The 26054-nt window shown below is 60.3% G+C and carries 23 protein-coding genes; 15 read left to right on the top strand and 8 right to left on the bottom strand.

Annotation, left to right across the window (positions count from 1 at the left end; genetic code table 11):
• Nucleotides 1–174: 174 nt before the first annotated feature.
• On the top strand, nt 175–483 hold the full coding sequence (locus tag PSAKL28_RS12400) for a hypothetical protein (RefSeq protein WP_038610659.1): 309 nt from the start codon (nt 175–177) through the stop codon (nt 481–483).
• Between the two features lie 89 nt (nt 484–572).
• Here the strand turns inward: PSAKL28_RS12400 and PSAKL28_RS12395 are convergent, their stop codons facing one another.
• The gene (locus tag PSAKL28_RS12395; RefSeq protein ID WP_038610656.1) at nt 573–2198 is read right to left on the bottom strand and encodes a mechanosensitive ion channel family protein; all 1626 of its coding nucleotides are present in this window, start codon (nt 2196–2198) and stop codon (nt 573–575) included.
• Between the two features lie 160 nt (nt 2199–2358).
• The gene (locus tag PSAKL28_RS26490) at nt 2359–4041 is read right to left on the bottom strand and encodes a LuxR C-terminal-related transcriptional regulator (protein ID WP_084589103.1); all 1683 of its coding nucleotides are present in this window, start codon (nt 4039–4041) and stop codon (nt 2359–2361) included.
• 151 nt (nt 4042–4192) lie between these two features.
• Here PSAKL28_RS26490 and PSAKL28_RS12385 point away from each other — a divergent pair, with 151 nt between their 5' ends.
• The 7 genes from PSAKL28_RS12385 to PSAKL28_RS12355 all read left to right on the top strand — a co-directional run bounded on the left by PSAKL28_RS12385 (nt 4193) and on the right by PSAKL28_RS12355 (nt 14151).
• Nucleotides 4193–8275, top strand: coding sequence for an autotransporter outer membrane beta-barrel domain-containing protein (locus PSAKL28_RS12385; RefSeq protein WP_051939330.1), 4083 nt, complete (start codon nt 4193–4195; stop codon nt 8273–8275).
• Nucleotides 8276–8715: 440 nt separating this feature from the next.
• Nucleotides 8716–9906: a glycosyltransferase family 4 protein gene (locus PSAKL28_RS12380; protein WP_038610653.1), complete on the top strand. Its 1191-nt coding sequence runs from the start codon at nt 8716–8718 to the stop codon at nt 9904–9906.
• Between the two features lie 179 nt (nt 9907–10085).
• Nucleotides 10086–10253: a periplasmic nitrate reductase, NapE protein gene (gene napE, locus PSAKL28_RS12375; protein WP_038610650.1), complete on the top strand. Its 168-nt coding sequence runs from the start codon at nt 10086–10088 to the stop codon at nt 10251–10253.
• 33 nt (nt 10254–10286) lie between these two features.
• Nucleotides 10287–10547 (top strand): chaperone NapD, encoded by a 261-nt coding sequence (locus PSAKL28_RS12370; RefSeq protein ID WP_038610647.1) that lies wholly within the window; start codon nt 10287–10289, stop codon nt 10545–10547.
• Nucleotides 10544–13048 carry a nitrate reductase catalytic subunit NapA gene (gene napA, locus PSAKL28_RS12365; RefSeq protein ID WP_038610645.1) on the top strand — a complete coding sequence of 835 codons (2505 nt, stop codon included), beginning with the start codon at nt 10544–10546 and terminating at the stop codon, nt 13046–13048. Before PSAKL28_RS12370 ends, napA begins: the two co-directional genes overlap by 4 nt.
• Nucleotides 13049–13059: 11 nt before the next feature.
• Nucleotides 13060–13545 carry a nitrate reductase cytochrome c-type subunit gene (locus PSAKL28_RS12360; RefSeq protein ID WP_038610644.1) on the top strand — a complete coding sequence of 162 codons (486 nt, stop codon included), beginning with the start codon at nt 13060–13062 and terminating at the stop codon, nt 13543–13545.
• A 9-nt stretch (nt 13546–13554) separates the two neighbouring features.
• Entirely contained in the window at nt 13555–14151 is a 597-nt protein-coding gene (locus tag PSAKL28_RS12355) for a cytochrome c3 family protein (protein ID WP_038610642.1), read from the top strand.
• Nucleotides 14152–14252: 101 nt separating this feature from the next.
• Here the strand turns inward: PSAKL28_RS12355 and PSAKL28_RS12350 are convergent, their stop codons facing one another.
• Nucleotides 14253–14702: a YMGG-like glycine zipper-containing protein gene (locus PSAKL28_RS12350; RefSeq protein ID WP_038610640.1), complete on the bottom strand. Its 450-nt coding sequence runs from the start codon at nt 14700–14702 to the stop codon at nt 14253–14255.
• 89 nt (nt 14703–14791) lie between these two features.
• The gene (locus PSAKL28_RS12345) at nt 14792–15109 is read right to left on the bottom strand and encodes a DUF2388 domain-containing protein (RefSeq protein ID WP_038610638.1); all 318 of its coding nucleotides are present in this window, start codon (nt 15107–15109) and stop codon (nt 14792–14794) included.
• Between the two features lie 201 nt (nt 15110–15310).
• On the opposite strand from PSAKL28_RS12345, the gene potE reads away from it, so the two are divergent.
• Both potE and PSAKL28_RS12335 read left to right on the top strand, forming a co-directional pair.
• Nucleotides 15311–16654 (top strand): putrescine-ornithine antiporter, encoded by a 1344-nt coding sequence (potE, locus tag PSAKL28_RS12340; protein WP_038610636.1) that lies wholly within the window; start codon nt 15311–15313, stop codon nt 16652–16654.
• Entirely contained in the window at nt 16644–17537 is an 894-nt protein-coding gene (locus PSAKL28_RS12335; RefSeq protein ID WP_038610634.1) for an amino acid ABC transporter substrate-binding protein, read from the top strand. Before potE ends, PSAKL28_RS12335 begins: the two co-directional genes overlap by 11 nt.
• Nucleotides 17538–17601: 64 nt before the next feature.
• Here the strand turns inward: PSAKL28_RS12335 and PSAKL28_RS12330 are convergent, their stop codons facing one another.
• Both PSAKL28_RS12330 and PSAKL28_RS12325 read right to left on the bottom strand, forming a co-directional pair.
• Nucleotides 17602–18885, bottom strand: coding sequence for an NTP/NDP exchange transporter (locus PSAKL28_RS12330; protein WP_038610631.1), 1284 nt, complete (start codon nt 18883–18885; stop codon nt 17602–17604).
• Between the two features lie 6 nt (nt 18886–18891).
• The gene (locus PSAKL28_RS12325; RefSeq protein WP_038610628.1) at nt 18892–19809 is read right to left on the bottom strand and encodes an aldo/keto reductase; all 918 of its coding nucleotides are present in this window, start codon (nt 19807–19809) and stop codon (nt 18892–18894) included.
• Between the two features lie 183 nt (nt 19810–19992).
• Between PSAKL28_RS12325 and PSAKL28_RS12320 the strand changes: the two genes are divergently transcribed.
• The 5 genes from PSAKL28_RS12320 to PSAKL28_RS12300 are packed head-to-tail and all read left to right on the top strand — an operon-like array spanning nt 19993 to nt 24585.
• Nucleotides 19993–20592: a paraquat-inducible protein A gene (locus PSAKL28_RS12320; protein ID WP_038610625.1), complete on the top strand. Its 600-nt coding sequence runs from the start codon at nt 19993–19995 to the stop codon at nt 20590–20592.
• The gene (locus tag PSAKL28_RS12315; RefSeq protein ID WP_038610622.1) at nt 20589–21233 is read left to right on the top strand and encodes a paraquat-inducible protein A; all 645 of its coding nucleotides are present in this window, start codon (nt 20589–20591) and stop codon (nt 21231–21233) included. The genes PSAKL28_RS12320 and PSAKL28_RS12315 overlap by 4 nt, the downstream gene beginning before the upstream one ends.
• Nucleotides 21214–22869 carry a PqiB family protein gene (locus PSAKL28_RS12310; protein ID WP_038610621.1) on the top strand — a complete coding sequence of 552 codons (1656 nt, stop codon included), beginning with the start codon at nt 21214–21216 and terminating at the stop codon, nt 22867–22869. The genes PSAKL28_RS12315 and PSAKL28_RS12310 overlap by 20 nt, the downstream gene beginning before the upstream one ends.
• A 17-nt stretch (nt 22870–22886) precedes the next feature.
• Entirely contained in the window at nt 22887–23450 is a 564-nt protein-coding gene (locus PSAKL28_RS12305; protein ID WP_038610618.1) for a PqiC family protein, read from the top strand.
• 25 nt (nt 23451–23475) lie between these two features.
• A complete protein-coding gene (locus PSAKL28_RS12300; RefSeq protein ID WP_038610615.1) occupies nt 23476–24585 on the top strand; it encodes an AI-2E family transporter in 1110 nt (369 codons plus the stop codon).
• A gap of 82 nt (nt 24586–24667) precedes the next feature.
• Here the strand turns inward: PSAKL28_RS12300 and PSAKL28_RS12295 are convergent, their stop codons facing one another.
• The gene (locus PSAKL28_RS12295; protein WP_038610614.1) at nt 24668–25627 is read right to left on the bottom strand and encodes an HlyD family secretion protein; all 960 of its coding nucleotides are present in this window, start codon (nt 25625–25627) and stop codon (nt 24668–24670) included.
• 3 nt (nt 25628–25630) lie between these two features.
• Nucleotides 25631–25993, bottom strand: coding sequence for a DUF3302 domain-containing protein (locus PSAKL28_RS12290; RefSeq protein WP_038610611.1), 363 nt, complete (start codon nt 25991–25993; stop codon nt 25631–25633).
• Nucleotides 25994–26054 lie beyond the last annotated feature (61 nt).

Genomic DNA, 26054 nt, shown 5'->3' with positions numbered 1-26054 from the left:
GAAGATATACATCTCGATAGTTACGAGAGTCTGGAGAACTGTAAGAACATTCTTACATTGAACTTTGAATCTCAAACATAAGTTATCAGTGCGTCAACAAGGATGTGTAACGCCTGAGGACGCGCCGGCTATCGCAGCTGGCGTCAAACTCATACGCCACAAGGACCTCGTGCCATGTCCAATCATGACTTTCAACTGACCTACTCCATTCCCGAAACCAACGATGGCAGTTCAACCACTGCGCGTGTAAAGATGCGCGATCATCAAGACTGGGAAACGGTCAGTAATATCGAAACAACCCTGACTGGCCAGCTTCAACTTCAAGGTTTGATCAGCGAGAAACGCAAACAGGCCGAAAAAGAAGTGAAGAAGGTTATTCAGGACCTGCTCAAGCAAAGCCGCAAGCGTGACGATCTGAAACTGCATGCCAGCTTGATGGTGTGTGGCCTCGGTGAGCACATGCGCTTCGATGTCATCGCGTAGTTGAACCCTGCCCTGCGCTGGCATCAGGCGCCCCCATCTCGCCTGATGCCAGCGTGGGGCAGGCCCTATGCTCATCAACCTCTAAACCATCATCGCCCTTCTCCCTTCTCACCGGGCTGCTGCGCCGGTGCCGTGAACCAACGCTCCCTGGGCACACGCTTCTCGTCCTGCGGATCCCCCAGATAGTGTGGCGACATGATCTGCACCCCGTATTCATTGAATACGTCCTGAATATTGGCGTGCAGCATGCTCAACAGCTCTGCCCGTGGCCGAGGTTCGCTGGGCACTGCCTGGGCGACCAGGCGATACTCCGGATAGAAGTCCGACAACGCCGTCTGGAACACTTGAGGACTGGGCGTCTGCAAAATCCCGGAAGTACGCTGCGCAGCTTCCAGCAACATGGCTTCAACCTGGCGCCAGGGCGTGTCGTAGCCGATGGTGACAACGGTATCGACCACATACCCGGCGCCTTGCACCACCCGCGAGTAGTTCTTGGTCACCGCCCCGGTGATCATCGAATTGGGTATGGTCAGGACCTCGCCCAGGCCGGTACGAATACTGGTGGTAAACATCCCAAGCTCGGTCACCGTGCCTTCATGCTCGCCAATGCGTACAAACTCGCCGGGACGCAAGGTGCGGGTGTAGGTCAGGATCAATCCTGCTGCCGCCTGCCCGACCACACTGGAGGCGCCAAGGGAAATCATCAGGCCGACCAGCACCGACAAACCCTTGAATGCATCGGTGCCTGCGCCCGGTAGATAGGGATAGGCCATCGCCAGGGCAAACAGCCAGATGGCCAGCGACGTCAAGCGCGTAGTCGGCTGCAAGGTTTCATGGTTGAGCCAGGTGATGGTCCCGGGCCGGGACAGTCGTTCCAGCACCCGCTTGCTGAAGGCGCTGATCCCGCGCGCGATAAAAAAGATCATCAGGGCGATGACCAGCCCCGGAATCGCGCTGACGATGGCGTCAAGCACGTACCGGAGCAGGTTCAGCAAGTAATGATCAAGGCTTTCACCCCAGGGTCGGGTGTAAGGAAAGCGCTGCAAAACAAAGGTCAGCCACTCGTAGGTGAGCAGCAGCACCACGGTCCAGTACACCAATGCCAGCAGGCGCCTGATCAGCGGAAACAGGTTGCTGGTATCCAGTAGCGGGGTTTCCCCCACTTTGAGCACATCGTGATGACGGCGTATGCGTTTGGGTAACTGTGAGAGCAGTTTGCGATGAACGAAGCCGGCAAGACGCGACAGACCAATGAACAGCAAGGTTGCCACCGCACTCATGCCCCCGGCGGTCAACAGAAAGCGTACGCTGCGGGCCTGTTGCGACTCCTCCACCACTTTTTTCAGGCGTTGCGCGGCTTGTGCGGCGGCGTCGGCAACCGATGTTTCAGGGTCGGTATCCTTGGGCGTGACGATGAACGCACGGCGTTCCCCCAACAGCACCAGGTAGCTGTCCTGAATGGTATCGAGGCGCACGACAGGGTCTTCGGTGCCGTTGAGCATTTCGTTGATCACTGCCTGTGCACGCTGTGCCCGCGCCGCAGGTGCTTCTCCGAGCAGGCTCGCGTGAAAGGTAATAATGCTGCGGTTGGCAACTTTCAGCTCAGCCGGTGGTGCCAGGTTCTCGGCAGTATCCTGCGCGGCATTGACGGGGTAGTGAACAACCGTCCATAGCAGGAACAATACACATAAATAGCGCTTTACCCATTTCCCCATGTCCCTTGCTCCTGCCTGAATCCCTCAGTCAGGGTAGTCGTGGTTCTGCGCTTGTACCTGTTGTTCGGCAAACCGCTGTAGGACGGCTCTTTCAGCTCATCCCTACAGTGATAAAAAAACAACCAGGTTAATTTCTTTCTGAAGGAACTGCCCGCAGCACTCAGGCTGGCAGTGCTGCGGGGCATTCAAGTTCGATCAGAAACGCCGTTTCGCCGTTCTCGTGGACGTCGCGAAAGCTGCCGTCCATCGACTGGGTAAGGTTTCGGCACAGTTGCAAAGCAATGCCTTGACGGTGGGCCAGGGGTTGGCAGAGCGTCACTGCGAGGTTCAGGGTGACCACACCAGTGATCTGCATCCGCGTGGTCAGGCTGATGCGCAGGGGTGTTTGCATGGCCTCCTCGCTCAGGTGGCGGATCAGGCTGTCGAGCAACGTGCCAAGACGCTCGCCATCGATCCACAACTGCCTGGTCGTCACCCCTTCCAGGGCCAGCGTCGAGATTGTCCCACCGGCAGGCAGCTGCGCGTTGAAAGCCGCAAGTCGCGCTTCCACCCACTGAACGATGTCCAGCTGGACCGGCACCAGCGGTGGGCGCAACTGATCCAGAGTGACCAACTGCTCCAGTTGTTGCAGACGCAGGCTCAAACGCTGCAAGGCGACCTGGCCGGAAAGCGCCAATTGCGCGCTGCCAAGACCGGATTGCAGGCGCTGCAGCGGTTCGTTCAGATCCTCATGGACCACCCGGGCAAAACCGGTGACTTCCCGGTACCTGGCCCGGGCTTGTTCGTGGGCATCGCGTAATTGACCCAGGAGGATCTGCCGGTCCGTCAGGTCTTCAAAGCTGCCCACCATGCCTACAACGTTGCCACTGGCATCACGCCAGGGTTCGGCCCAGTACTGCAGAAAATGCGGCTCGCCAAGGAACTCGAAGGTTCTCTGCGAACTGAACGGTTCACCTTTTTCGATGAACGCTTCATACCGCGCCTGGTGGGTACGGCCCTGCTCGGGCGTGAACCAGAAGGCGTCCGTCAGACGCCCACCCAGCACCCGCTCCCGGGAAGTATGGTGCTGCGCCAGAAAGGGCTGATTGCACATCAACAAGTGACCCTCCCGGTCACGCACGAACATCGGATTGGGCGAGGCGTCCAGCATGGCCCGCAACAGTGTTTGTTGCGCCGGCTCATGCAGCATTTCAGCTTGCAGCTCAGGTTCGACCGGCGTCATCACGCCCGACTGGCCAATGCCATTGCGTTGCGCGATGGTCGCCAACGCCAGGCGCGAATCGACCTGGAGCTTTTCCTGCAGTCGGGTTTTGTAGGTGCTGACCGTCTTGTAACTGATCGACAGCTGCTCGGCGATGGCCTGATTAGAGCGCCCTTCGCTGATCAGCTCCAGCACCGTCAGTTCTCGCGCCGATAACGTGTCCAGCTCTTTGCCACCCACCGGGGCTGGTGTATTCAGCGCATCCCGAGGGAAATAGCGGCGCCCGTGCACCACGGCGCTCAATGCCCGTTCCAGCTCGAGCGGCTCATCGTGTTTGCTGACAAACCCGTCCGCCCCGGCCTGCACACACAGCCGGGCGAAATGACTGCTGCTCTGCCCGGTGTACACCAACAGCTGCAACGCCGGGTCGCGCAGCTTCAGGCGGCGGATCAGATCGAGACCGCCGAGGCCGCTGATCGCCAGTTCAAGCACGATTAGCTGCGGGGCATCAGTACGCGCGTGCAGCAGCGCATCCTGGCCGTTATCGGCTTCGGCTACCAGTTGATGCCCCAGGCGTTGCAGCACCTGGCCGATGGCCAGACGCAACAACGGTAGTGGCTCGACGATCATTACCCGACTCATTGGGCGCCTCCTTGCAGGCCAACGCCGGCCTGATCAACAAGCCTAGACCAGCGTGGCCTTCAGTGAAGTTCCTACAAACGGCTAAGGCCACTCCTACAGAGTAAATAGCTGCCTAGGCAGAAACTTCCTCCATACATTTTTGGAGGTTGCCATGAAACACATCAGCGAAAGTGCACTGCCTCTGGACCACCTGGCACACAACCGTCTGGCCCTGGCCATCAGCCTGATCCTCGGCAGTCTGTGCTACCTGCCCATCGAGGATGCGCAAGCAGAAGACGCGGTGATAGCGACCGAACTTCGCGAAGAACCACAACCATCGAACGCCGGCCTGAGCATCGGCCGCGTTGCCCTGATGGGCTTACTCGGTGTGCCTGCACCTATCACCGTCACCGTGGCCAATGGCATCGGTATCAGCAGCGGTGTTGCGGACAGCTCCAGCGTCATACTGAAGGCGGCCAATGCGATCGGGGTGAAAGCCGCTGCTGGCGTGCAGATCAGCTTCGAGCAAGGCAGTGTCGTCAACGGTGCCGTGACCGGTGCTACCGCCAATGGCCAGAAAGGCCTGCTGGCTGAAGCCGGTGGCAAGATCAGCGGCAGCGGTGTACGTATCGAGATGCTCCCGCAGACCGCCCTGGGGGTGCCCTTCACCGCCAGCAACATGACCGGTGTCACCGCGCAAAACGGCGGTGTGATCAGCCTCGCCAACAGCCAGGTCAGCATGGGTAGCGCCACTGGCAGCAACAACGTCGCCCTGCTGGCCAGCGGCACTGGCAGTGCCATCGACTTCAGCGGTGGCGCCATCAGCACCCTGGCCAAAGGCTCGGTAGGCGTGCTGGCCAAGGACGGCGCAAGCATCGCGCTGAGCAAAGGCACCACGGTCACCACCAGCGGCGCAGGTAGCGGCACCAACATCAGCCATGGTCTGAAAGCCGAAGCTGGCAGCCAGATCAGCGCCAATGACATCACCGTCAACACCAGTGGCGCGGCTTCCAGCGGTGCGCGTGCCGAGGGTGGTAGCGAAATCATTCTGAGCGACAGTACCTTCAACTCCACCAGCGCCGCGGGCAGCACCTCGACCACCGCCGTGCTACATGCCCTGGGTGGCTCGAAGATCACCGGCAGCGGCCTGGAGGTGAACGCCAGCGGTGGCTACATGGGCGGTGCGCGCGCCGAAGCCAGCAGCATCTCGCTCAAGGACAGCCACGTCAGCGTCACTGGCGGCGGCGTTGTCACCAACCCTAGCGCAGCCGCCAGGGCCATGGCCGGCGGCAGCCTGGTAATCGACAATAGCGTCCTGGCAGCCCAGGGCACCTATGGCCACGGCGTGTCAGTCGAAGGCGCTGGCAGCACGGCCGTGGTGTCCGACAGCGATATCTCGGTACTCGGCGCCCGCTCGATCGGCCTGAACATCACCGGCGGCGCTCAGGCTCAGGTGAGTCAAAGCAAGATTGCCGTCGACGCTATCAACGCCATCGGCCCTTGGTCGCCTGGCGTGCTGGTAGACGGCGCAGGCTCGACCCTGGTGCTCAGTGACAGCCAGGTCCGCACCTCGCAGAAAACCAGTTATGGCATCAGCGCAGGCGCTGGTGCAGACATCAAGATCAGCAACGGCAGTGTCAGCACCGAAGGCAACTACTCGACCGGGATCAGTGCCGGGAACGCAACGATCACCGCCGACAACGTCAACGTCTATACCTCCGGCAACGACAATGCCATGGGCGTGGTCGCCAACCAGAACGCCACCGTGATCCTCAATGGTGGCACCGTGACCACCTCCGGCGACGGCTCTCCCGTGCAGTCCAACCTGACCTTCCCGCATGCCCTGGCCTCGCGCAATGAAGGCGCCCTGCTGATCGCCAACGGCACCCATCTTCTGACCAAAGGCCAGCAGGCCTACGGCGCCGCCGTGGATGACGGTGGCAGCATGCAACTCAACGGCGTTTCGGTGAAGACTGAAGGCGATCGTTCGATTGGCCTGTACGCCGGCATCGGCGGCCCAAAACCCGGCAACGTCTCGCTTGAAGCCAACAGCGTGACGATCGAAACTCTCGGTGCCAATGCCAGTGGTGCCCGGGTGAGCCGCAACTTCAAGGACGGCCTGAGCGCCACCCTGGAGCTCAAGGACTCCAGCATCCGCACCCACGGCGACAACTCGGCTGCCTTGCAGGCTGAACGCGGCGGCCAGTTACAAGCCGACAACAGCGTTGCCAGCACCAGCGGCGTCGGCGCCCATGGCGTACTGGTCAACAGTGCCCCGAGCTCGGCAATCCTCAAACAGGCCAGCGTCATCACCCAGGGCGCCGACGCCCATGGCATGCTGGTCAAGGACGGCGGCCAGCTCAGCGCCGAGCAGTCGACGGTAAGCGCCGCTGGCAGCAATGCTGCAGCCCTGTACCTGCAAGGCAGCAGTACTGGCGTAAGCCAGGCCGACCTGAGCAGCACAGTGCTGCATAACCAGAACGGCGCGACCGTCGCCGTGTACGGCATCGGTGACATCAACTTCGAGGACGTGATCGCAGGCGGCAGCGGCCAATGGCTGCACGTCGATGCCAATGCAAACCAGGCGGGCCTGGCCACCATCAACCTGGCAAGCTCCCAGGTCAATGGTACCGCCACCACCGCATCGGGCAGCACCTCGAACCTGAGCATGAGTGACACCAGCCTGTGGAAACTCACCGGCAACTCCAACCTCAGCAGCCTGAGCAACGACAACAGCCTGATCGACTTCAGCGCCCCCTCCGGCGGCAGCTACAAGACCCTCACGGCCAATCAATACCAGGGCAACAACGGCACCATCGCCCTCAATACCTACCTGTATGACGATCAATCGCCCTCCGACAAACTGGTCATCGATGGCGGCCAGGCAAGCGGCAGCAGCAACCTGCAGATCAAAAACGCCGGAGGCCCCGGCGCGTTGACTCAAGGCAACGGTATCCAGGTCGTCGATGCGATCAACGGTGGCACCACCCAGGAGCAAGCGTTCAGACTGCTCAGCCGGGTCAAGGCTGGCCCGTACGAGTACACCCTGCACCGCGCCAGTCTGGACGACAGCAATGCCCAGGCCTGGTACCTGCGTTCGACCAAGGATGCCACTCCGGTCGATCCGACACCTGTTGACCCTACCCCGGTTGACCCGACTCCCGTTGATCCTACCCCGGTTGACCCGACTCCTGTTGACCCTGCCCCCGTCGATCCAGCACCGAAGCCCGTCGTCAATCCGACTCAACCTTCACCTCAGGTGCCCAACTACCGCCCGGAAACCTCGCTGTACAGCGCCATCCCCGGCATGACCCTGCGCTACAGCCGCATGCTGGTCGACACCCTGCACGAACGCATGGGCGAAGAAGTACGTAATTCGGTCGAGCCGCTCCCGGCCGAGGCGCAAAGCGACTATGGCCCATCGCTGGGCTGGGGCCGCCTGATCTATGGCCAGGGCGACCAGGACCTGAACAACGGCAGCCGTTATGACTACAGCCAGCAAGCGTTCCAGGTCGGTATCGACCTGTACCACGGTGAAGACACCGATGGCAGTACCGATCAGGCCGGGATCTCGCTGTCCGCCGGCAAGATCGCCGGTGACATCGACCACACCGATGGCAGTGCCGCTGGCGATGCCAAGGTCCGCGCCGTTGGCCTGGGTGGCTACTGGACGCACTTTGGCCCGGCAGGTTGGTACCTGGACGGTGTGCTGCAATTCAATCACTTCGATATCCAGGCCAACCCGCAAGACCTGCCGCGCTTCAAAACCAAGGGCAAAGGCATCACCGCGTCGCTGGAAGCCGGTTATCCGTTCAAACTGAACAAGGACGAATCGCTGAAGATCGAGCCGCAAGCCCAGGTGATTGTCAGCAAGATCAAGATCAATGACAGCCACGACGCCGCCTCCGAGGTGCGCTTCGAAGACGTCGATTCGCTGACAGGCCGTCTGGGGGTACGCATCGACAAAGACATGTTCCGTGAGGACGACAAAGGCAAACTGCACCGCACCAACATCTGGGTACGCCCAAGCATCTGGCACGAGTTCAAAAGCTCACCGAAAACCGAGTTCTCGTCCCATGACGGCTTTGTCCCCTTCACTACTGATCTGGGCGGCACTTGGACTGAGGTAAACCTTGGTGTGGACTACCAAGCCAGCGAGAAGACTACGATCCACGTCTCTGCCGGCTACGAAAAAGGGCTGGATAACGATAGCCACGGCTACGAAGGGATGATCGGGATCAAGGTCAAGTTCTAGCCTCACAGGCTCCCGGTGGGAGCGGGCTTGCCCCGCGATTGCGAACTGTCAGATATATCGCATCGCGGGGCAAGCCTCGCTCCCACCGGGAGCCTGGCAGTACCGTTTAAAAAAAAGCTGACGACCCCTCCCGATTTTGTAGGGCATGGCTATCCTTTCGTTTGTCACGATGACAATTGGACATCATTGTGCTGGCCCGCACACGACACTGGACTGCGTTCCCTGCGCCCACTGTCGGGATGAACACATTTGGCCAAACAGGTGGCGCAGGCTTTCAGGTTTATGGGTAAACAAACGATTGGCTCGTCAACGCGAAACTCAGGTAAATCAGTGTTTATGGCATCTTTGCTGTCCTCGTTGACAGCCTGTTCATCACATGAAGTGGTTGATACCGTAGGGAAGATCACTTGCAGCAGTCAGCAGCTCCATGTGAGGGGAATATGATCAAAAAGCCCTACATCCTGTTCACCAGGATAGTGATAAAGAAAGACAGCCAAGGAAGAATATTTACCGACCCTTTGTGGGCTAAAGACCTGAAACTGCACTTGAACTACATACAAAGCTTCGGCATCTGCTGCCCGGTTGTCAAAAGCAGAAGCCTGGAGGGTCTGCAAGACATTAGCGATCTGGATATAAAGTGGCTTTTCGAGCTGAAGAATGACCGTGGCATTCTATCGGTACTCAAGAATTTCCTGCCAAACTTTGTCACTGTCATCAAGGCCTGCAAGCAAGCAAAAATCGTTCACTCCGATGGTGCCGGCTGGGCGTTCCCCTTGTCGTTTTATTTGTTACTGCTCAAGCCGTTCATGCCCTTTCAATGGATTATCGTCATCGAGTCGTCGTTCTGGATGCTGGGTCAGGGCGAGGCTAAAACCCCTCGAAAAACAATTGAACATTACGCTCACAAAACCCTGTTGAGATGTTGTTTGAGGGCGGCAAATTCGAGAATATTCACCCAATCATTTTACCGGGATTATTTTCTCGGCAACGAGAAACGCCGGACACTTATCAACCCTGCAACCTGGGTGGATAAAAGCAATTTTACAAATCCGGAAGCGGTCACGCGCAGATTCAATGACAAAGCCGATGGCAAACTGAACATACTCTTCCCCTCCCGCCTCGTCGCCGACAAAGGCGTGCTTGTTGTGCTCGCCGCCATCGAGCAATTGAAATCCCACGACGTGAATATAAACATCACCATCATGGGTTCGGGCGATCTGGAAGAAAACTGCCGGCACTTTGCAAGGGAGCCCCATGGCGGCGTCACCGTGAAGTATCAAGACAACGTCAATTACGGAGAAGAATTCTTCAAGGTCGTTTCACACCACGACTGGGTGCTGGTTCCCACGCTAAAGCAGGAACAACCGAGGATCATTTTCGACGCGTTCAGCCAGGGCACCCCGGTCATCGCCTCAGACACTTACGGCATCCTGGATATTACCGACAAGGACACCGCGCTTATCTTCGAAACGGGGAATCCATCCAGTCTGGCAGAGGCTATTCTTCATGCGGCGCGGCATCCGGAACTTGCGCTGAAAATGGGCCTTGCCGGTCTGGAGTATGCCGCAGGAAAAACCCACTTGCAGATGCATCAAGACCGAGAACAATTCCTGAAGACCTGTCTGAAGTAATGCTGTGCGGGCCAGCCAATAAACAATAATTATTCTTAATAGCATTACTGGGGCGTTCGCCAAACTGTCGAAACCCTTGGCCTGCAACAGTAATGCCGCCGGTCTAATTCAGCTGCAATGATTTAGCCACTTCACCGCGGTGATCTACGCTCAACCCAAGTCTGCTTGGAGAGCATCCAATGCCATCGGCTGAAGAACAAAAACCTGTACGGCGCAAGGAAGCCCTGCTGTTCATCTTCCTTGTCGCCTGCCTGTTCCCCCTGCTATCGGTGGCGATCGTCGGTGGCTACGGCTTCATCATCTGGTTTTTACAAATGCTCTACGGCCCGCCCGGGCCGCCCAACTGATAGACCGCCAACGCTATCTAGTGGAGCCACTGCATGGACGAAGCCCGACATATTGCCAGCCTTGTAGTACTTGCCCGCCCGGAACTGTTTGATGCAGTCAAAGCCAACTTGAGCCTGCTCGACGGCCTGGAATTACACCAGGAAAGTAGCGCCGGAAAGTTAGTGGTGGTGCTTGAGGCGGTAGATGAAAACCAGATTTTGCAGCGCATCGACCAGATCAACAATTTGCCGGGCGTACTCAATGCGGCGTTGATCTATCACGAACTCCTCGACCCAGCAGGAGAGATCGAATGAGCATGACCCGCCGTGAATTCGCCAAAGCCCAGGCCGCCGCCATTGCTGCGGCAGCGGCCGGCCTGCCGATCTATACCACCGCCAGTAACCTGATTACCGAAGCGGACATGGTCACCCTGGACTGGAACAAGGCACCCTGCCGCTTCTGCGGCACCGGTTGCAGTGTGATGGTCGCCACCCGCGATAACCGCGTGGTAGCCACCCATGGCGACGTCAAGGCCGAGGTCAATCGCGGCTTGAACTGCGTCAAGGGCTACTTCCTGTCGAAGATCATGTATGGCAACGACCGCCTGACCCAGCCACTGCTGCGCATGAAGAACGGCCAGTACGACAAGCAGGGCGAGTTCCAGCCGGTCAGCTGGGAGAAAGCCTTCGACATCATGGAAGCGAAGTTCAAGGAAGCCTTGAAGAACAAAGGTCCAGGCTCGGTCGGCATGTTTGGCTCAGGGCAATGGACGGTGTGGGAAGGTTACGCCGCCAACAAACTGATGAAGGCCGGCTTTCGCAGCAACAACATCGACCCGAATGCCCGCCATTGCATGGCCTCGGCGGTGATGGGCTTCATGCGCACCTTCGGCATGGATGAGCCGATGGGCTGCTACGACGATATCGAGGCCACCGATGCCTTCGTGCTCTGGGGCTCGAACATGGCCGAGATGCACCCGATTCTCTGGAGCCGGGTCACCGACCGGCGCCTGAGCCAGCCGCAGGTCAAGGTCGCGGTGCTGTCTACCTTCGAGCACCGCAGCTTCGAACTGGCCGACATCCCCATGGTGTTCAAGCCACAGACCGATCTGTTGATCCTCAACTACATCGCCAATCACATCATTGAAAGCGGTGCGGTCAACAAGGACTTCATCAGCAAGCACACCCGCTTCGCCCAGGGCGCCGACGACATCGGCTACGGCCTGCGCCCGGACAATCCGCTGGAGACCCAGGCCAAGAATGCCGACAAGGCCAACACCTGGAGCGACATCAACTTCGAACAGTTCGCCGCCTTCGTCCGCCCCTATACCCTGGAGCGCACCGCCAAGGAATCGGGCGTGCCAGCGGAACGCCTCAAGGCCCTGGCCGAGCTTTATGCCGACCCCAAACGCAAGGTCGTGTCGTTCTGGACCATGGGTTTCAACCAACATACCCGTGGCGTCTGGGCCAACAACCTGATCTACAACATTCACCTGCTTACCGGCAAGATCAGCGAACCGGGCAACAGCCCCTTCTCCCTCACCGGCCAGCCTTCCGCCTGCGGCACCGCCCGTGAAGTCGGGACCTTCTCGCACCGCTTGCCCGCCGACCTGGTGGTGACCAACCCCAAGCACCGTGCCACTGCGGAAAAAATCTGGAAGCTGCCGGCCGGGACCATCGAGGAGAAGGTCGGTTTTCATGCCGTTCAACAAAGCCGCATGCTCAAGGATGGCGTACTCAACGTGTACTGGACCCAGGCCAGCAACAACATGCATGCCGGGCCCAACATCATGCAGGAGGTGCTGCCCGGCTGGCGCAAACCCGAGAACTTCGTGATCGTCTCGGATGTCTACCCCACCGTCTCGGCTCAGGCCGCCGACCTGATCCTGCCCAGCGCGATGTGGGTGGAAAAGGAAGGCGCCTTTGGCAACGCCGAGCGTCGTACCCAGTTCTGGCATCAGTTGGTCACGGCGCCCGGTGATGCCAAGTCGGACTTGTGGCAACTGGTGGAGTTTTCCAAACGTTTCACCACCGATGAAACCTGGCCTGCAGAGCTGTTGGCCAAGGCGCCTGAATACAAGGGCAAAACCTTGTTCGAGGTACTGTTCAAGAACGGTCAGGTCGACCAGTTTCCGGTCGAGCAACTGGAAGCCGGGTACAAGAACGATGAGGCCAAGGCGTTTGGCTTCTACCTGCAAAAAGGCCTGTTCGAAGAGTACGCCCAGTTCGGCCGTGGTCACGGCCACGACCTCGCCCCGTTTGATCGCTACCACAGTGAGCGCGGACTGCGCTGGCCAGTGGTCGACGGCAAGGAGACTCGCTGGCGTTATCGCGAGGGCACTGACCCGTACGTCGAGGCCGGCAGTGGTGTGCAGTTCTATGGCTACCCGGACAAGAAAGCGATCATCTTTGCCCTGCCCTATGAGCCGCCGGCCGAAGCCCCGGATGCCGACTACCCGTTCTGGCTGAGCACCGGCCGGGTGCTTGAGCACTGGCACACCGGGAGCATGACCCAGCGGGTCGAAGAGCTGTACAAAGCGGTACCCGATGCCTTGGTCTACATGCACCCCGACGACGCCAAAGCCCTGAATGCGCGGCGCGGCAGCGAAGTGAAACTGATCAGCCGGCGTGGCGAAATCCGCGCGCGCATCGAAACCCGCGGGCGCAACAAGCCGCCGCAAGGCCTGGTGTTCGTGCCGTTTTTCGATGCCAACAAGCTGATCAACAAGGTCACGCTCGATGCCACCGACCCGATCTCCAAGCAGACCGACTACAAAAAATGCGCCATACGCATCGAGTTGATCAGCGTCGCCTGAGGAGCACCGTCATGACCTTTCGAATCCTGCCGTTGTGCCTGCTCGCTGCGATTGGCGTGGTGATCGCTGCCGAAATCGACTATCCGCTCGATGCCCCCGGCCCGGACGGTCGCCGACCCGGCGGTACCCTGACCCAAAGCATGCCGGCGCCACCGATTGCCAACGATGAAAACAAGGACCTCAAGCGCGAGCGCAACTACCCTGACCAGCCGCCGACCATTCCCCACAGCATTCGCGGCTATCAGATCGACAAGAACGGCAACAAGTGCCTGTCGTGCCACAGCCGTGCCAACAGCGCCCGCAGCCAGGCGACGATGATCAGCATCACCCATTACATGGACCGCGACGGCCAGGCCCTGGCGGCGGTATCGCCGCGCCGCTACTTCTGCAACCAGTGCCATGTGCCGCAGAAAGAGGTGCAGCCGCTGGTGGGCAACAGCTTCGAAACCATCGACAAAATCCTGCAAGACGACGCCAACGCCGCGAAGAAACCTTGAGGAGGCGCCATGAAAGCACTGTTCGCCCTGCTTAAGGAGTACTGGGGCATCCTCTGTCGGCCGAGCGTGTATTTCAGCCTGGGCTTTTTGACCCTTGGCGGCTTTATTGCCGGGATCATTTTCTGGGGCGGCTTCAACACCGCGCTGGAAATGACCAATACCGAGAAGTTCTGCGTGTCGTGCCATGAAATGCGCGACAACGTCTTCATCGAGCTCAAGGAAACCATCCACTACACCAACCGCTCCGGCGTGCGTGCCAGTTGCCCGGATTGTCACGTGCCGCACGAATGGACGCACAAGATCGCGCGCAAGATGCAGGCCTCCAAAGAGGTCTGGGGCAAGATCTTCGGCACCATCGACACCCGCGACAAGTTCGTCGCCCTGCGCCGGGAGCTGGCCGAGCATGAATGGGCCAGGCTCAAGGCCAACGATTCACGCGAATGCCGAAACTGTCACAACTTCGAGTTCATGGACTTCACCCGCCAGAGCAAGCGCGCTGTGGCCATGCACTCCACCTCGCTGGCCAAAGGCGAGGCTACCTGTATCGACTGTCACAAAGGCATCGCTCACAGGTTGCCGGATATGCATGGTGTGAAGGGCTGGTAGCGCCCCCCCCGGTGGGAGCGGGCTTGCCCCGCGATTGCGATCTGTCAGTCACATCGTATCGCGGGGCAAGCCCGCTCCCACCGGGGGAATAAGCTGTGCTTTCAGGGCGAAACCTGATAGCCCCTGCCTTGCAAGCAACTGGTGTAAGCCGAGGCATTGGTCGACTCACTGGTCCGGCGCTGCTCGCGCCGCTCCTGGCGCTGACGCGAACCACCGACCACGGCACCGGCGGCCGCAGTTTCCTTGGCGCGATTCTGCCGATACTCCTGCTTCACATCGTCGTCGACACGGTCATAGACTTCGTCGTGTTGATTACCACGCACCTGGGCCCCTACCGCACCGGCCGCGGCGCCGACCGCCGCGCCTCTGACCCGGCCACCCGTTACAGGCGGCGCGGTCGAAGCGCTATTGGCGACATTGTGACAGTCGTTGATATCCAGCTGGACCTGCTGCGAGCTTTGGCCCTTGAGCGGTACCACGGTTTCGGCCAGTGCCGGCACGCTGAGCAATGACACGGCCAGGCAAAGGCCGAGTGGCGAAAATCTGCACATGATGAACTCCGCAACCTGAACCTGCCTCTGGGGATGAAGCAGACGATTTCAGTTTACATCCCGGGAGCTGGCCTTGTCCCTGATCAGGATCAGCGTGCACTGCCGGGGTCATCCTCAATCAGGATCGCCCGGGCGATGTCTTCGTCGCTGGCCTGCAAGTCGGGGTTGTCCTGGCGAATACGCCGCATCATCGACTCCAGGTAAACACCACGAATAGCGCCGCCACTGGCAATGAACGAGGAGGCATCGTCGCGGGCCGGGATGATGCGTTTGTCGTCCTTGAAGGTGGAGTACAACGAAGCGGAAACCCCCGCCGAAGTGGCCACATCACTGGCGTCCACATCAGCCAGTGCAGCGCCCATGGGCAAACAGAGAACAAGCGAAGAAGCGATCAGTAAACGACGCATGGTAGTGCCTCCGGAAATCGAGTACCTACGTGAACTAGGATGCTCGCAGCAACGCCCAAGTTCCCGGCAACTGCAACCGCGCAATGGTCGTGCCATCCCGGTGAAACGCAAAAAAGCCATTGCACGGCCCTGCCAGCCCTCCGGTCGGCGCACAAATGACCTATACCCAATAAGCCATGGATCACAACATCGGGGGCGGATATGGCGGGCTCAGGCAAGAAAATGACGCTCATCGGGCTGACCACCCTGGTGACGGTCAACATGATGGGGTCCGGCATCATCATGTTGCCGACCAGCATGGCGCAACTGGGGGCGGTATCGTTGCTGTCCTGGGTGGTAACCGCCATCGGCTCGATGGCAATCGCTTACAGCTTCACCCAGTGCGGGGTGTATTGTTCGCGCTCCGGGGGCCTATCGGCCTATACCGAGGAGGCTCATGCCAAATCGGGGTTCTTTCTCTGCTCCTATCTGTATTTTCTCTCGCTGGCGATCGCCAATGTGGCCGTGGCCATTTCTGCCGTGGGCTACATGACCGCCTTCATGCCCTGGCTGGGCAGCAGCGCGATGGCGCTGTGCGTCGGTACCATCGGGCTGATCTGGTTGACCATCGTGGCCAACTTCGGCGGGCCGGCGATTACCGGCAGGATCGGTGCGATCACGGTCTGGGGGGTGATCATCCCGGTAGCCGGATTAAGCGTGATCGGCTGGTTCTGGTTTGATCCTGAGGTGTTCTCCCAGGCGTGGAATCCGAACGGGCTGCCTATCGGGGAAGCCATCGGCAAGACCATTCCCCTGACCCTCTGGGCCTTTCTGGGCATGGAATCGGCGGCACAGGCCTTCGACGCAGTGGAAAACCCCAAGCGCAACGTGCCCCTTGCCTGCCTGTTCGGCACCCTCGGCGCGGCAGTGGTCTATGTGCTGTCGACCACCGTGATCCAGGGCATCGTGCCCAACCTGGAGCTGGCCAATGCCTCGGCGCCGTTCGCTTTGGTCTATGCGAAGATGTTCAACCCGCTGATCGGCACGATCATCATGGTGCTGGCGGTGATGGCGTGTGTCGGCTCGCTCTTGGGTTGGCAATTCACCCTGGCGCAAACGGCGAAAATGACTGCCGACCAAGGCCTGTTCCCGCAACTGTTTTCCAAAGTCAGTGCGCTGAACGCGCCGATTCTCGGCATGCTGGTTTGCGGTGTGCTGCAAACGGCGATGGCGCTGTCGACCATCTCGCCCAATGCCAGTGCCCAGTTCAGCAAGCTGGTGAGCCTGGCTGCGGTGACCAACCTGATCCCCTACGTGACGGCCCTGACCGGGCTGCTGGCGATCATGCACAAGGCCAGGGTCGGCCCGGCGGTGTACAGCCGCAATACCCTGGTGCTGCTGGTGGCGGTGGGTTACTCGCTGTATGCCTTGTATGCATGCGGCATGGAGGCAGTACTCGGTGGCGCGCTGGTGCTGGCTTTCGGTTATCTGCTCTATGGTTTCCTGGCCAAGCGTTTCATCATCGAACAGGCCAGGAGTGAACGGGGGGCTGGCTATGAAGGCTAGCCTGCGGCGAGTTGCCAGCCTGCTCATCCTGCTTCCCGCCCTCGCTCAGGCCACAACGCTGGAGCAAGTGCGGGCCAGCAATACCTTGACCCTCGGTTACCTGCCGGATTTTGCGCCCTTCAGCGTGCAGGACGGCGACCAGGCCAGCGGCTACGCCATCGACCTGTGCCGCAAGGTTGCTGACCAGGTGAAAACGGATTTGGCGTTGCCCGACCTGCAGGTGCGGTTTCAGCCGGTGGCGCTGGCTGATGAGATTGCGGCGGTCAGTTCAGGGCGGGTAAACCTGCTCTGCACGCCTACGGTTGCCAGTCTGGCACGGCGCAAGCAGGTGAGTTTTTCCGTGCCGGTGTATACCGCCGGGGTGACGGCGGTGGTACGCAGGGACGCTCCGGGGGCTTTGCTCAATGTGCTCAACGGCAAGCAGGCGCATAGCGGCCCGACCTGGCGGGCGACGGTCAATCGTGGGCTGGCCAACCAGACCTTTGCGGTGGTCGCCGGTGGGGTGACTGAGCAGTGGGTTCGGCGGCAACTACAGATGCTTGGGGTGATCGCGACGGTGGTGGCGGTTGAGAACAATGATGCGGGGTTCGCGGCGGTTGTCCACGGGCAGGCGGATGCGTTCTTTTCTGAACGCATGCTGTTGAAGAATCTGTTGGCGCGGCATGCTGAAGCGGGGGCGTTGATGCTGGTCGAACGGATTTATGAGTATGCGCCAGTGTCGATGGTGCTACCCCGGGGGGATGAGGATTTTCGCTTGCTGGTGGATTCGGTGATCAGCGGGATGTATCGGTCTGGGGAGATTGAGCAGGCTTATGGGGTTTATCTTGGTGGGGCGAGTGAGGGGGCCAGGCGGTTGTTCAAGTTGTATGCGGTGCCGTTGTAGGTTTTTTGGGGGGCTTTGCGGTTTGTGAGCTTATCCATTGGCGGCGGTGGCGCAATCAAAGGCCTCATCGCGGGGCAAGCCCGCTCCCACCCTCCCGCCTCCGTTGCTCCCGCCCCAACCACAGCCCCGTCAAGGCCCAGACCAACGCAATCCCCGCCCCGATCACCATCGCCAGCCCCGGATGATCCCCTAACAGATCCAGCCCGCGCTTGACCCAGCCACTGAGCGCATCCCCACCGCGATACACCACCGTATCGGTAAAATTCTTCGCCTTGTACTTATGCTCCGGCACCACCACGGTATAGAGCATCTCCCGCCCCGGCCGCACCAGCGCATACTCCCCGACCCTACGCACCACCATCACCACCGCAAACACCGCAAACACCGGCGCCATCACCAGCCAGACAAAACCGACCACCATCACCAACGGCACCGCTACCAGCAATACACCGACACCCAGCTTGCGAGCCAGATGCCCAGTGATGAACACCTGAGTCAGGATCGACAAAAACTGCACCACCGTGTCGATCAACCCGAACACCTGAGTCTGCTCGGTACGGCTGCTGAAATGCTCCGCCACCAACCGCGCCTGCTCGAAATACAGGAACGTACTGACACTGGCCAACAGCACCACAAACACCGCAATCGCCAGCAGATAGGGCGAGCGAAACACCTCACTGGCCCCCGCGAAAGGATTGCCACCCAGCGGCCGCGAGCGTGGCAGTTCGGTGTCTGCCGGCAGCGGATGGCGATCCCGGAAACGCTGCACAAACGCAACGGCAACCACGCTGCCCAACAGGAAGGCCGTGGCCAGCAGCACCAGCCCGGCATGGCCAATCACCCCGACCAGCAAAGCGCCCAACACAGGCCCGAGCAAGCCGCCCAGGCTAGCGCCACTCGCCAACAACCCGAACAGGCGCTTGGCCTGCTCGCTGGAAAACAGATCCGCCAGCACGCTCCAGGCCAGGGAAATGCTCAACAGATTGAACATCGACAACCAGATGTAGAACGCCCGCGCACTCCACAGGTTGTCTGGCTGCAGCGCAAACAGCACCGCAAACACCAGCAGGTTGCTGGCCAGAAAACCATAGGTCCAGGGCAGGATACGTCGACGCTGCACCTTCGACGCCAACCAGCCAAACAACGGCAAAGCGATCAGCGTCAGCACAAAGGTGCCGGTAAACAACCACTGCAGATTCTCGACACCGCCCGCCACACCCATGGTCTCGCGCACCGGGCGCAGCATGAAGTAGCCGGTAAACAGCAGGAAGAACAATGCCAGCCCCGCCACGACGATCGGTGTTTCACCTTCGCGGACATTGAACAGGCGTGTACCGGGAGTGTCCATGGACGTTCAGGCGAACTGCTCGATCAGTTGCTTGCGCTGGGCGTCGCTGAGCAAGGGGCCGCTACCCGCCTTGAGCTGGTCGAGCTGCCGCTCCGGGCGGCTGGTGGCCGGGATCACTGTGGTCACCGCCGGATGGCTGATGGCGAACTTGAGGAACAGTTGTGCCCAACTGCCGATGCCCATCTCTGCTGCCCAAGCGGGCAACGCCTGGTCTTTGACCCTGGCAAACAGCCGGCCATCATCGAAGGCACGGTTGATCAACACCGCCACGCCCTTGTTCTGGGCCAACGGCAAGACTGTGCGCGCCGCTGCGGGCGAATTGACCGAGTAATGGATCTGGATGAAGTCCAGTTGTTCCTGGCGCAAGATGCGTTCAAGTTCGTCCAGGCCACTGTCTACATAGTGGGTGACACCGACATAACGGGTCAGACCCTGAGCCTTGAGCTCGCGGGCATAGGGTAACTGGCGCTGCCAGTCGCGCAGGTTGTGGACCTGCAGCAGATCAACCTTGTCGGTGCGCAGGCTGCGCAGCGTTCCGGCCCATTGCGCCTCGGCGGCAGCGCGGCTGTCAGCGGCGATCTTGGTAGCCAGGAAGGTTTTGCCGCGCCAACCACCCTCCTCCAGCAACTGGCCCAGCACGGCGTCGGCACCGCCGTAATTGGGCGAGGTGTCGATGACTTGTCCGCCGCCGGCGAAGAACACCTTGAGCACCTGCCTCAACTGCTGCAATTGCGGCGAATCGACACCGGTCTCGAAACTGCCTGAGGTTCCCGCCCCAATCACCGCCAGCGCTTCGCCGCTGGACGCAATCGTGCGTGTCAGCATCGCGCCGCTCTGGGCAAACCCGCGGCCCGCCACGCTCAGGCAACCCAGCCCGGCGGCAAGTGTGGCACTGGCCTTAAGCAAGTCACGGCGGATGAGCATAGCTGCGCTCCTGTAATATTGCAGCGGAGTACATTTGTACTCCGCGCACTCCATACGGGTGTGTCGAGCCAGTTAGGTATAGCCGATGTGCATCACCAGACCTTGGATTACCGAAAAATCCGCGAACATCTTCACACGCCGACTATATTGACCTAGTCACCGCCCGCAGCCTGAGCGCGCCCCATGCTGGATACCGATCAGCTGATCATTTGCGAACATTGCGACTGCGTGTACCACAAGGTCTCCCTCGGCAAACACCAGAAGGCCTTGTGCCTGCGCTGCGGCGCCGTGCTGCAACGTTACAACGGTCTTACCCTGCAACATCGCCTGGCCTTGAGCATCACTGCCGGGGTGCTGTGGCTGCTGGCCAATTTCTACCCGGTGATGAGTATCAGCCTGCAGGGCTTTTCCAACAGCGCCACGCTCTGGGACTCGGTACGCGCCCTGGCCAACGGGCCGATTACCTTCATCGCCCTGGTGGCGGCAATCTCGATGATCATCGCCCCGATGTTCCAGCTGCTGTTGCTGATCTGGGTGCTGGGCTTTGCCCTGGCCGGCCAGCGTTCGCCGGCCTTCAGCCTGTGCATGCGCTGGCTGGAAACCTTGCGCCCCTGGAGCATGCTCGAAGTCTGCCTGCTCGGTGCGATGGTCGCGGTATTCAAACTGGCCGGCCTGCTCGATGTGCTGCCCGGTATCGGCCTGGTGGCCCTGGCGGTGCTGAGCCTGTTGATGATCCGCATCGCCGGCCGTGATATCCGCGAGCTATGGGATGCCCTGCCATGAACCGCCCGCCATTGGCCTCGGAACTCAATCTGGTGCTGTGCCATGCTTGCGGCAAAGCCTGCGATGCCCGTGTGGCGGTACACCACTGCGACCGCTGCGGCGCCCCGCTGCATGCGCGCAAACCCGATTCTTTGACCCGCACCTGGGCTTACCTGATCGCCTCGCTGGTGTTCTATGTGCCCGCCAACCTGCTGCCGGTGATGAACACGAAAATGCTCGGCAGTGGCGACGACAGCACGATCATGAGCGGGGTGATCGAATTCTGGTCGCACGGTGCCTGGGACATCGCCCTGATCATCTTTATCGCCAGTATCGCCGTGCCTGCGACCAAATTCGTCGCCCTTGGCCTGCTGCTGGTTACCGTGCAGCGCGGCAGCAACTGGGCGCAGAAAGAGCGCTCCAAGCTCTATCGCTTCGTCGAGTTGATCGGCTACTGGTCGATGCTCGATGTGATCGTCGTGGCCTTGGTCGCAGCCCTGGTCAAGTTCCAGGCCCTGGGTGATATCGAACCGCGCCCGGGCATCCTGTTTTTCGGCCTGGTGGTGGTGTTCACCATGCTCGCCGCCATGAGTTTCGACCCCCGGATGATCTGGGAAAGCCGTCAACCCGAGGAGTGCACGGATGAAGTCAGCAGCCACTGAAGAGCCGCCAGTACCAGGCCCGTCGACGGTCAAGACCCGACGATTCAACGTCTCGCTGGTGTGGATCGTGCCGATTGTCGCCGTGCTGGTGGGCATTTCACTGGTGGTGCACAACTGGTTGCAGCAGGGGCCGACCATCCAGATCACCTTCAAGACCGGCGAAGGCCTGACCGCCAATAAAACCGAGGTCAAGTACCGCAACGTGGTGATCGGCCACGTGACGACGGTGGAATTGAGCCATGACCAGAAAAGCGTGACGGCCACGGTGAACCTGGTCAAACAGGCCGATAACTTCACCCGCGAAGACTCGACCTTCTGGGTGGTGCGCCCGCGCATTGGCGCCGGCGGTATATCCGGCATCGACACCCTGCTTTCCGGCGATTTCATCGGCGCCGATGCCGGACAATCGAATAGCCGCGCCAAAGTTTTCAAAGGGCTGGAGATGCCGCCACCCATTACTTACGGCGAACCCGGCAAGCGTTTTACTCTGCACACCGATGATCTTGGCTCGCTGGGCGTCGGCTCACCGGTGTATTACCGCAAGATTCCAGTGGGCCAGGTGGTGGCTTACGAGCTGTCCAAGGACGGCAAGGGCGTGGACATCGAAGTCTTCGTGCACTCGCCCAACGACGAATTTGTCACCGACAACACCCGTTTCTGGAATGCCAGCGGCATCGACGTCGAAGTCGGCGCCAATGGCTTTGCGGTACGTACCGAGTCGCTGTCGTCCCTGCTGGTGGGCGGCATCGCCTTCCGTGCCCCGCAATTCAACCCCGATGATCAGGTGGCTAGCGAAAACAAGGTGTTCGAGCTGTTCGAAGATGAGAAGACCGCCCTCGCCCCGCCCAGCGGCAAACCCCAGTACCTGGCTTTGCGCTTCGACCAGGCCCTGCGCGGCCTGAGAGTCGGCGCACCGGTGGAGTTTCTCGGGGTGGAAATCGGCCGGGTGGTCTCGGTCAACCTGGACTTCGATGTCGAGCAGCGCTCGTTCCCGGTCAACGTCGGTATCGTCATCTATCCGCAGCGCCTGGGCCGGGCGCACACCAAACTGCTCAAGGCACTCAGGCACAACCCCGACGATGAAAACGCCGCAGCCCAGGTGCTGGGGACCTTTATCGACAATGGCCTGCGCGCCCAGGCCCGCAGCGGCAACCTGCTGACCGGGCAGCTGTACATCGCGCTGGATTTCGACCCGAAAGCACCAAAGGTGGTCTTCGACCCGAACGCACGGCCTATCACCATCCCTACTGTCCCGGGCAGCCTGGAACAGTTGCAGGAACAGTTCCAGGCCATGGTCGAGCGCATCAACCGCCTGCCGATCGAGCGCATCGCCAACAACCTCGATGCCAACCTGGTGGAAATGCGCAAAGGCCTGGCGCAGTTCAACAGCCGCACCTTGCCGGGTGTCCAGGGCACCTTGCAGGAGGTCAGCAAGACCCTGCAATCGGCCAACTCGACCCTGGCCGACGACTCGCCGCAGCGTGAACAGCTGACCCAGACCCTGGACGAGCTGGGGCGTATGTCGCGCTCGTTGCGTGAGTTGGCCGACTACCTGGGCCGCAACCCCGAATCGTTGCTGCGTGGCAGGCCCAAGGATGCACCAGCGGACAACCTCAAACCCTCGTCGCGCAATTGACCGCAGGAGCATCGACTATGGCGCACGCCGCAAAATTCGCACTGCTGGGCCTGGCCTTGCTGCTGACAGCTTGTCGCAGCGATCCGATCCACTACCACACCCTGACGCCGCAACAACCCACACCTGCCAGCACGGTTGATTTGGAGCTGGAGCGGGTCAGCGTACCGCCGCAGGTCGACCGCCCGCAGGTAGTGATCCGCGAGGGCAATAGCGGCCTGGCGATCCTTGAAACCGAATGGTGGGGCGCAAGCCTGGCGGACGAGTTGCACAATGCCCTGATCAATCAGTTCGCCACCGGCAGCACCCAGTCGCACCTGAGCTTGCGGGTTGACGTGCAACGCTTTGACTCGGTGCCCGGGCAGTACGCCTTGTTCGATGCCAGCTGGCGCCTGCGTGCGGTCAATGGCAACGGCAATGGCAAAAACGGCGCGGCACTCAACTGCCGCAGCGTGATCCAGACCCCGGCCGGGCCGAGCATCGATGATCTGGTGCTGGCCCATCAGCAGAACCTCAAGCGCTTCACCGAGCTGGTCAGCCGAACGGCCAGCAGCGGTGCCACGCGTTGTCCATCAGTGCGCTAGCTCATCCACGTACAAGGAATCTGTCATGGCCGACCCTCGACCAATACAGTTTGGAAACGGCAGAGAACTGCTGGATGTGCTGATTCGCGCGGGATTGATCGCCGTGCTGGTGATGTTCTGCTTCGAGATTTTCAAACCCTTTCTGAGCCTGATGTTGTGGGCGGTGATCCTGGCAATCACCCTCTACCCCTTGAACCAGCGCCTGGCCGGCTGGCTCGGCAACCGCCCCGGCTGCTCAGCGGTGCTGTTGGTGATTGTCGGCCTGGCCTGTCTGATCGGCCCTTTGAGCCTGCTCGGCACCTCAGTGGCCGACTCGGTCCGGTTGGGGATCCAGGGCTTCGAGGATCAAGTCATCGAAATCCCCGCGCCGCCGTTGAGTGTCAGCGACTGGCCGATTATCGGCGCTGCGCTTTACAAGATCTGGGCGCATGCCAGCGGCGACCTGAGCTGGGCACTGTCACAAGTAGCTCCACACCTCAAAGGCGTGAGCAAGACCTTGCTGACCCAACTGGCCGGCATTGGTTCGGGCATCCTGGTGTTTGTTCTGGCACTGATCGTCGGCGGCGTGATCATGGCCAAAGGTGAAACCGGCCACCGCACCGGCGTTGCCATCGCTACCCGCATCTCCGGCCCGCAACGTGGCCCGCAACTGGCGGCGCTGTGCACGGCAACCATCCGCGCGGTGGCGCAAGGCGTGGTCGGCATCGCCTTCATCCAGATGCTGCTGGTGGGCATCGGCCTGGTGGTGATGGGCGTACCCGCTGCCGGGGTCCTGGCCTTGCTGGTACTGCTGCTGGGGATCACCCAGTTACCGACCCTGCTGATCACCCTGCCCGTGGTCATCTACGTGTTTGCCCACGACGGCGTCGGTGTCAGCACCATCATCTTTGCGATCTGGACCGTCCTTGCCGGCCTCTCCGACAACGTTCTCAAACCCCTGTTGCTGGGGCGTGGCGTGGCCGTACCGATGCCGGTGGTGTTGATCGGTGCGTTGGGCGGGATGCTCACCAACGGCATCATCGGCCTGTTCATCGGACCGGTGTTGCTGGCGGTGGGATATGAGCTGTTCATGTCCTGGGTGGCGCAGCCATTGGTTGAGGATAATGCTCAGCCGCTTCCAGGGGACGATCGTTGAATGCATCGCGGGGCAAGCCCGCTCCCACTGAACATCATCCTCTGTGGGAGCGGGCTTGCCCCGCGATTGATCTCTGCCTACATCAATGGAACGGGAAGATGTAGTTCATCCAGGCTGCCATGCGCAGGAGGATCTTGCGCATCATGCCGATATGCTCGAAGTGCTTGCTATAGATGGCCGCCTGCCCGTAGGCCCCGCCCGGCACCTGCGCACTGTACTGGGCGTACTCAGGGTCAGTGATTTCGATGATCACCGGCACCCGTCCGGCCGGCGGTGAGCCGGTGTAGCCGATCAAGGTGCCGGAAGGCTGTACCTGACCTTCGGCAATCACCGTAATCACGTTCTTCACCTGGCCCTTGAATACCTTGCCGGGAATACCGTCAAAGGCGACCTCGGCCTCATCACCTGCCACCAGCCGCAGCAAACTGTTCTGGCGCATCCAGGCGGCAAAGTAGTGACCTTCTTCAGGAATGAACACCATCGACGGCCGTAGCGGCAGCTTGCTCGCCATCATGCCTGCGCGCAACGACACATGGGTGACGAAGCCATTGCTGGGGGCACGCACTACGGTGTTGTCCAGCTCGAACTGGGCGTTGTCGATCTGCGCCTGCAGGTCGTCGACGCGGGCGATCGCTGTTTCAAGCTCACGACGGGTGCCGAAGTTGCGTTTGATCAGCTCATTGATCCGGTACAGATCACCCTTTGCCGCCAGATGCTGGGCCTGGAGTGATTTGAGCTTGTACTCAAAGGGTGCCGGGTCGAGGCGGAACAGGACATCGCCCGCCTTCAACGATTCGTTGCCTTTCACCGGCACGTCGATCACCTTTCCGGTGACCACCGGAATCACCGGCACCGAGACGAAATAGGTACGCGCCACCTCTGAATAAGGATGGTTGTAGTTCATGGTGAAGATCAGCGCACCAATCAAAACCACCCCACCCAGTACAGCAGTAGGCACAGTCCACTTGTTCAGCGGAATGCGAAAAATCTTGAAAATGGCAATACAGATGGCGGCGTAGGTCAGGATCAGTAACAAGTCCATGGCTTACACTCCCCCGCCGGAATCAGGTCGCGCAGCACCCGCCTTGGCCCGGTCTTCCTCCAGATGAGCCACCCGTTGCTGCAACTCGAACACCTGGCGCTCGAGATCGCCTATCGCGCTCTTGTCGCCCAATCCGCCAATCCCCCAACCGCGATCCTCGCGATAGAGCATTGCCCAGATCCACAGGAACGGCCACAGCGCGTGCAGGGTGAACAGGCTGACCCAACCGGTGGCATGGATCGCATCCTGATGCGGGTGATTGCGATGAACCGCGATTTCATAGGGAATGTCATGAAGGACGATGATGCCGTAGAACAGCACCAGCCCGGCAAAGATCAACACCCCTAGTGCAAAGTAATCAAGCATGGCTGCTCCAATAAGCGAAATTGCGAGATGTGGTTGTTGAAGTCTAATCAAACATTGCTGT

This window comes from Pseudomonas alkylphenolica (assembly GCF_000746525.1).
Taxonomy (GTDB): domain Bacteria; phylum Pseudomonadota; class Gammaproteobacteria; order Pseudomonadales; family Pseudomonadaceae; genus Aquipseudomonas; species Aquipseudomonas alkylphenolica.
This window is presented reverse-complemented; position numbering and strand designations above follow the sequence as displayed.

Excerpts from the sequence above, each read along its gene's own strand:
- PSAKL28_RS12400 (WP_038610659.1), top strand. The coding sequence starts at position 175 with ATGTCCAATCATGACTTTCAACTGACCTACTCCATTCCCGAAACCAAC.
- PSAKL28_RS12395 (WP_038610656.1), bottom strand. The coding sequence starts at position 2,198 with ATGGGGAAATGGGTAAAGCGCTATTTATGTGTATTGTTCCTGCTATGG.
- PSAKL28_RS26490 (WP_084589103.1), bottom strand. The coding sequence starts at position 4,041 with ATGAGTCGGGTAATGATCGTCGAGCCACTACCGTTGTTGCGTCTGGCC.
- PSAKL28_RS12385 (WP_051939330.1), top strand. The coding sequence starts at position 4,193 with ATGAAACACATCAGCGAAAGTGCACTGCCTCTGGACCACCTGGCACAC.
- PSAKL28_RS12380 (WP_038610653.1), top strand. The coding sequence starts at position 8,716 with ATGATCAAAAAGCCCTACATCCTGTTCACCAGGATAGTGATAAAGAAA.
- napE (WP_038610650.1), top strand. The coding sequence starts at position 10,086 with ATGCCATCGGCTGAAGAACAAAAACCTGTACGGCGCAAGGAAGCCCTG.
- PSAKL28_RS12370 (WP_038610647.1), top strand. The coding sequence starts at position 10,287 with ATGGACGAAGCCCGACATATTGCCAGCCTTGTAGTACTTGCCCGCCCG.
- napA (WP_038610645.1), top strand. The coding sequence starts at position 10,544 with ATGAGCATGACCCGCCGTGAATTCGCCAAAGCCCAGGCCGCCGCCATT.
- PSAKL28_RS12360 (WP_038610644.1), top strand. The coding sequence starts at position 13,060 with ATGACCTTTCGAATCCTGCCGTTGTGCCTGCTCGCTGCGATTGGCGTG.
- PSAKL28_RS12355 (WP_038610642.1), top strand. The coding sequence starts at position 13,555 with ATGAAAGCACTGTTCGCCCTGCTTAAGGAGTACTGGGGCATCCTCTGT.
- PSAKL28_RS12350 (WP_038610640.1), bottom strand. The coding sequence starts at position 14,702 with ATGTGCAGATTTTCGCCACTCGGCCTTTGCCTGGCCGTGTCATTGCTC.
- PSAKL28_RS12345 (WP_038610638.1), bottom strand. The coding sequence starts at position 15,109 with ATGCGTCGTTTACTGATCGCTTCTTCGCTTGTTCTCTGTTTGCCCATG.
- potE (WP_038610636.1), top strand. The coding sequence starts at position 15,311 with ATGGCGGGCTCAGGCAAGAAAATGACGCTCATCGGGCTGACCACCCTG.
- PSAKL28_RS12335 (WP_038610634.1), top strand. The coding sequence starts at position 16,644 with ATGAAGGCTAGCCTGCGGCGAGTTGCCAGCCTGCTCATCCTGCTTCCC.
- PSAKL28_RS12330 (WP_038610631.1), bottom strand. The coding sequence starts at position 18,885 with ATGGACACTCCCGGTACACGCCTGTTCAATGTCCGCGAAGGTGAAACA.
- PSAKL28_RS12325 (WP_038610628.1), bottom strand. The coding sequence starts at position 19,809 with ATGCTCATCCGCCGTGACTTGCTTAAGGCCAGTGCCACACTTGCCGCC.
- PSAKL28_RS12320 (WP_038610625.1), top strand. The coding sequence starts at position 19,993 with ATGCTGGATACCGATCAGCTGATCATTTGCGAACATTGCGACTGCGTG.
- PSAKL28_RS12315 (WP_038610622.1), top strand. The coding sequence starts at position 20,589 with ATGAACCGCCCGCCATTGGCCTCGGAACTCAATCTGGTGCTGTGCCAT.
- PSAKL28_RS12310 (WP_038610621.1), top strand. The coding sequence starts at position 21,214 with ATGAAGTCAGCAGCCACTGAAGAGCCGCCAGTACCAGGCCCGTCGACG.
- PSAKL28_RS12305 (WP_038610618.1), top strand. The coding sequence starts at position 22,887 with ATGGCGCACGCCGCAAAATTCGCACTGCTGGGCCTGGCCTTGCTGCTG.
- PSAKL28_RS12300 (WP_038610615.1), top strand. The coding sequence starts at position 23,476 with ATGGCCGACCCTCGACCAATACAGTTTGGAAACGGCAGAGAACTGCTG.
- PSAKL28_RS12295 (WP_038610614.1), bottom strand. The coding sequence starts at position 25,627 with ATGGACTTGTTACTGATCCTGACCTACGCCGCCATCTGTATTGCCATT.
- PSAKL28_RS12290 (WP_038610611.1), bottom strand. The coding sequence starts at position 25,993 with ATGCTTGATTACTTTGCACTAGGGGTGTTGATCTTTGCCGGGCTGGTG.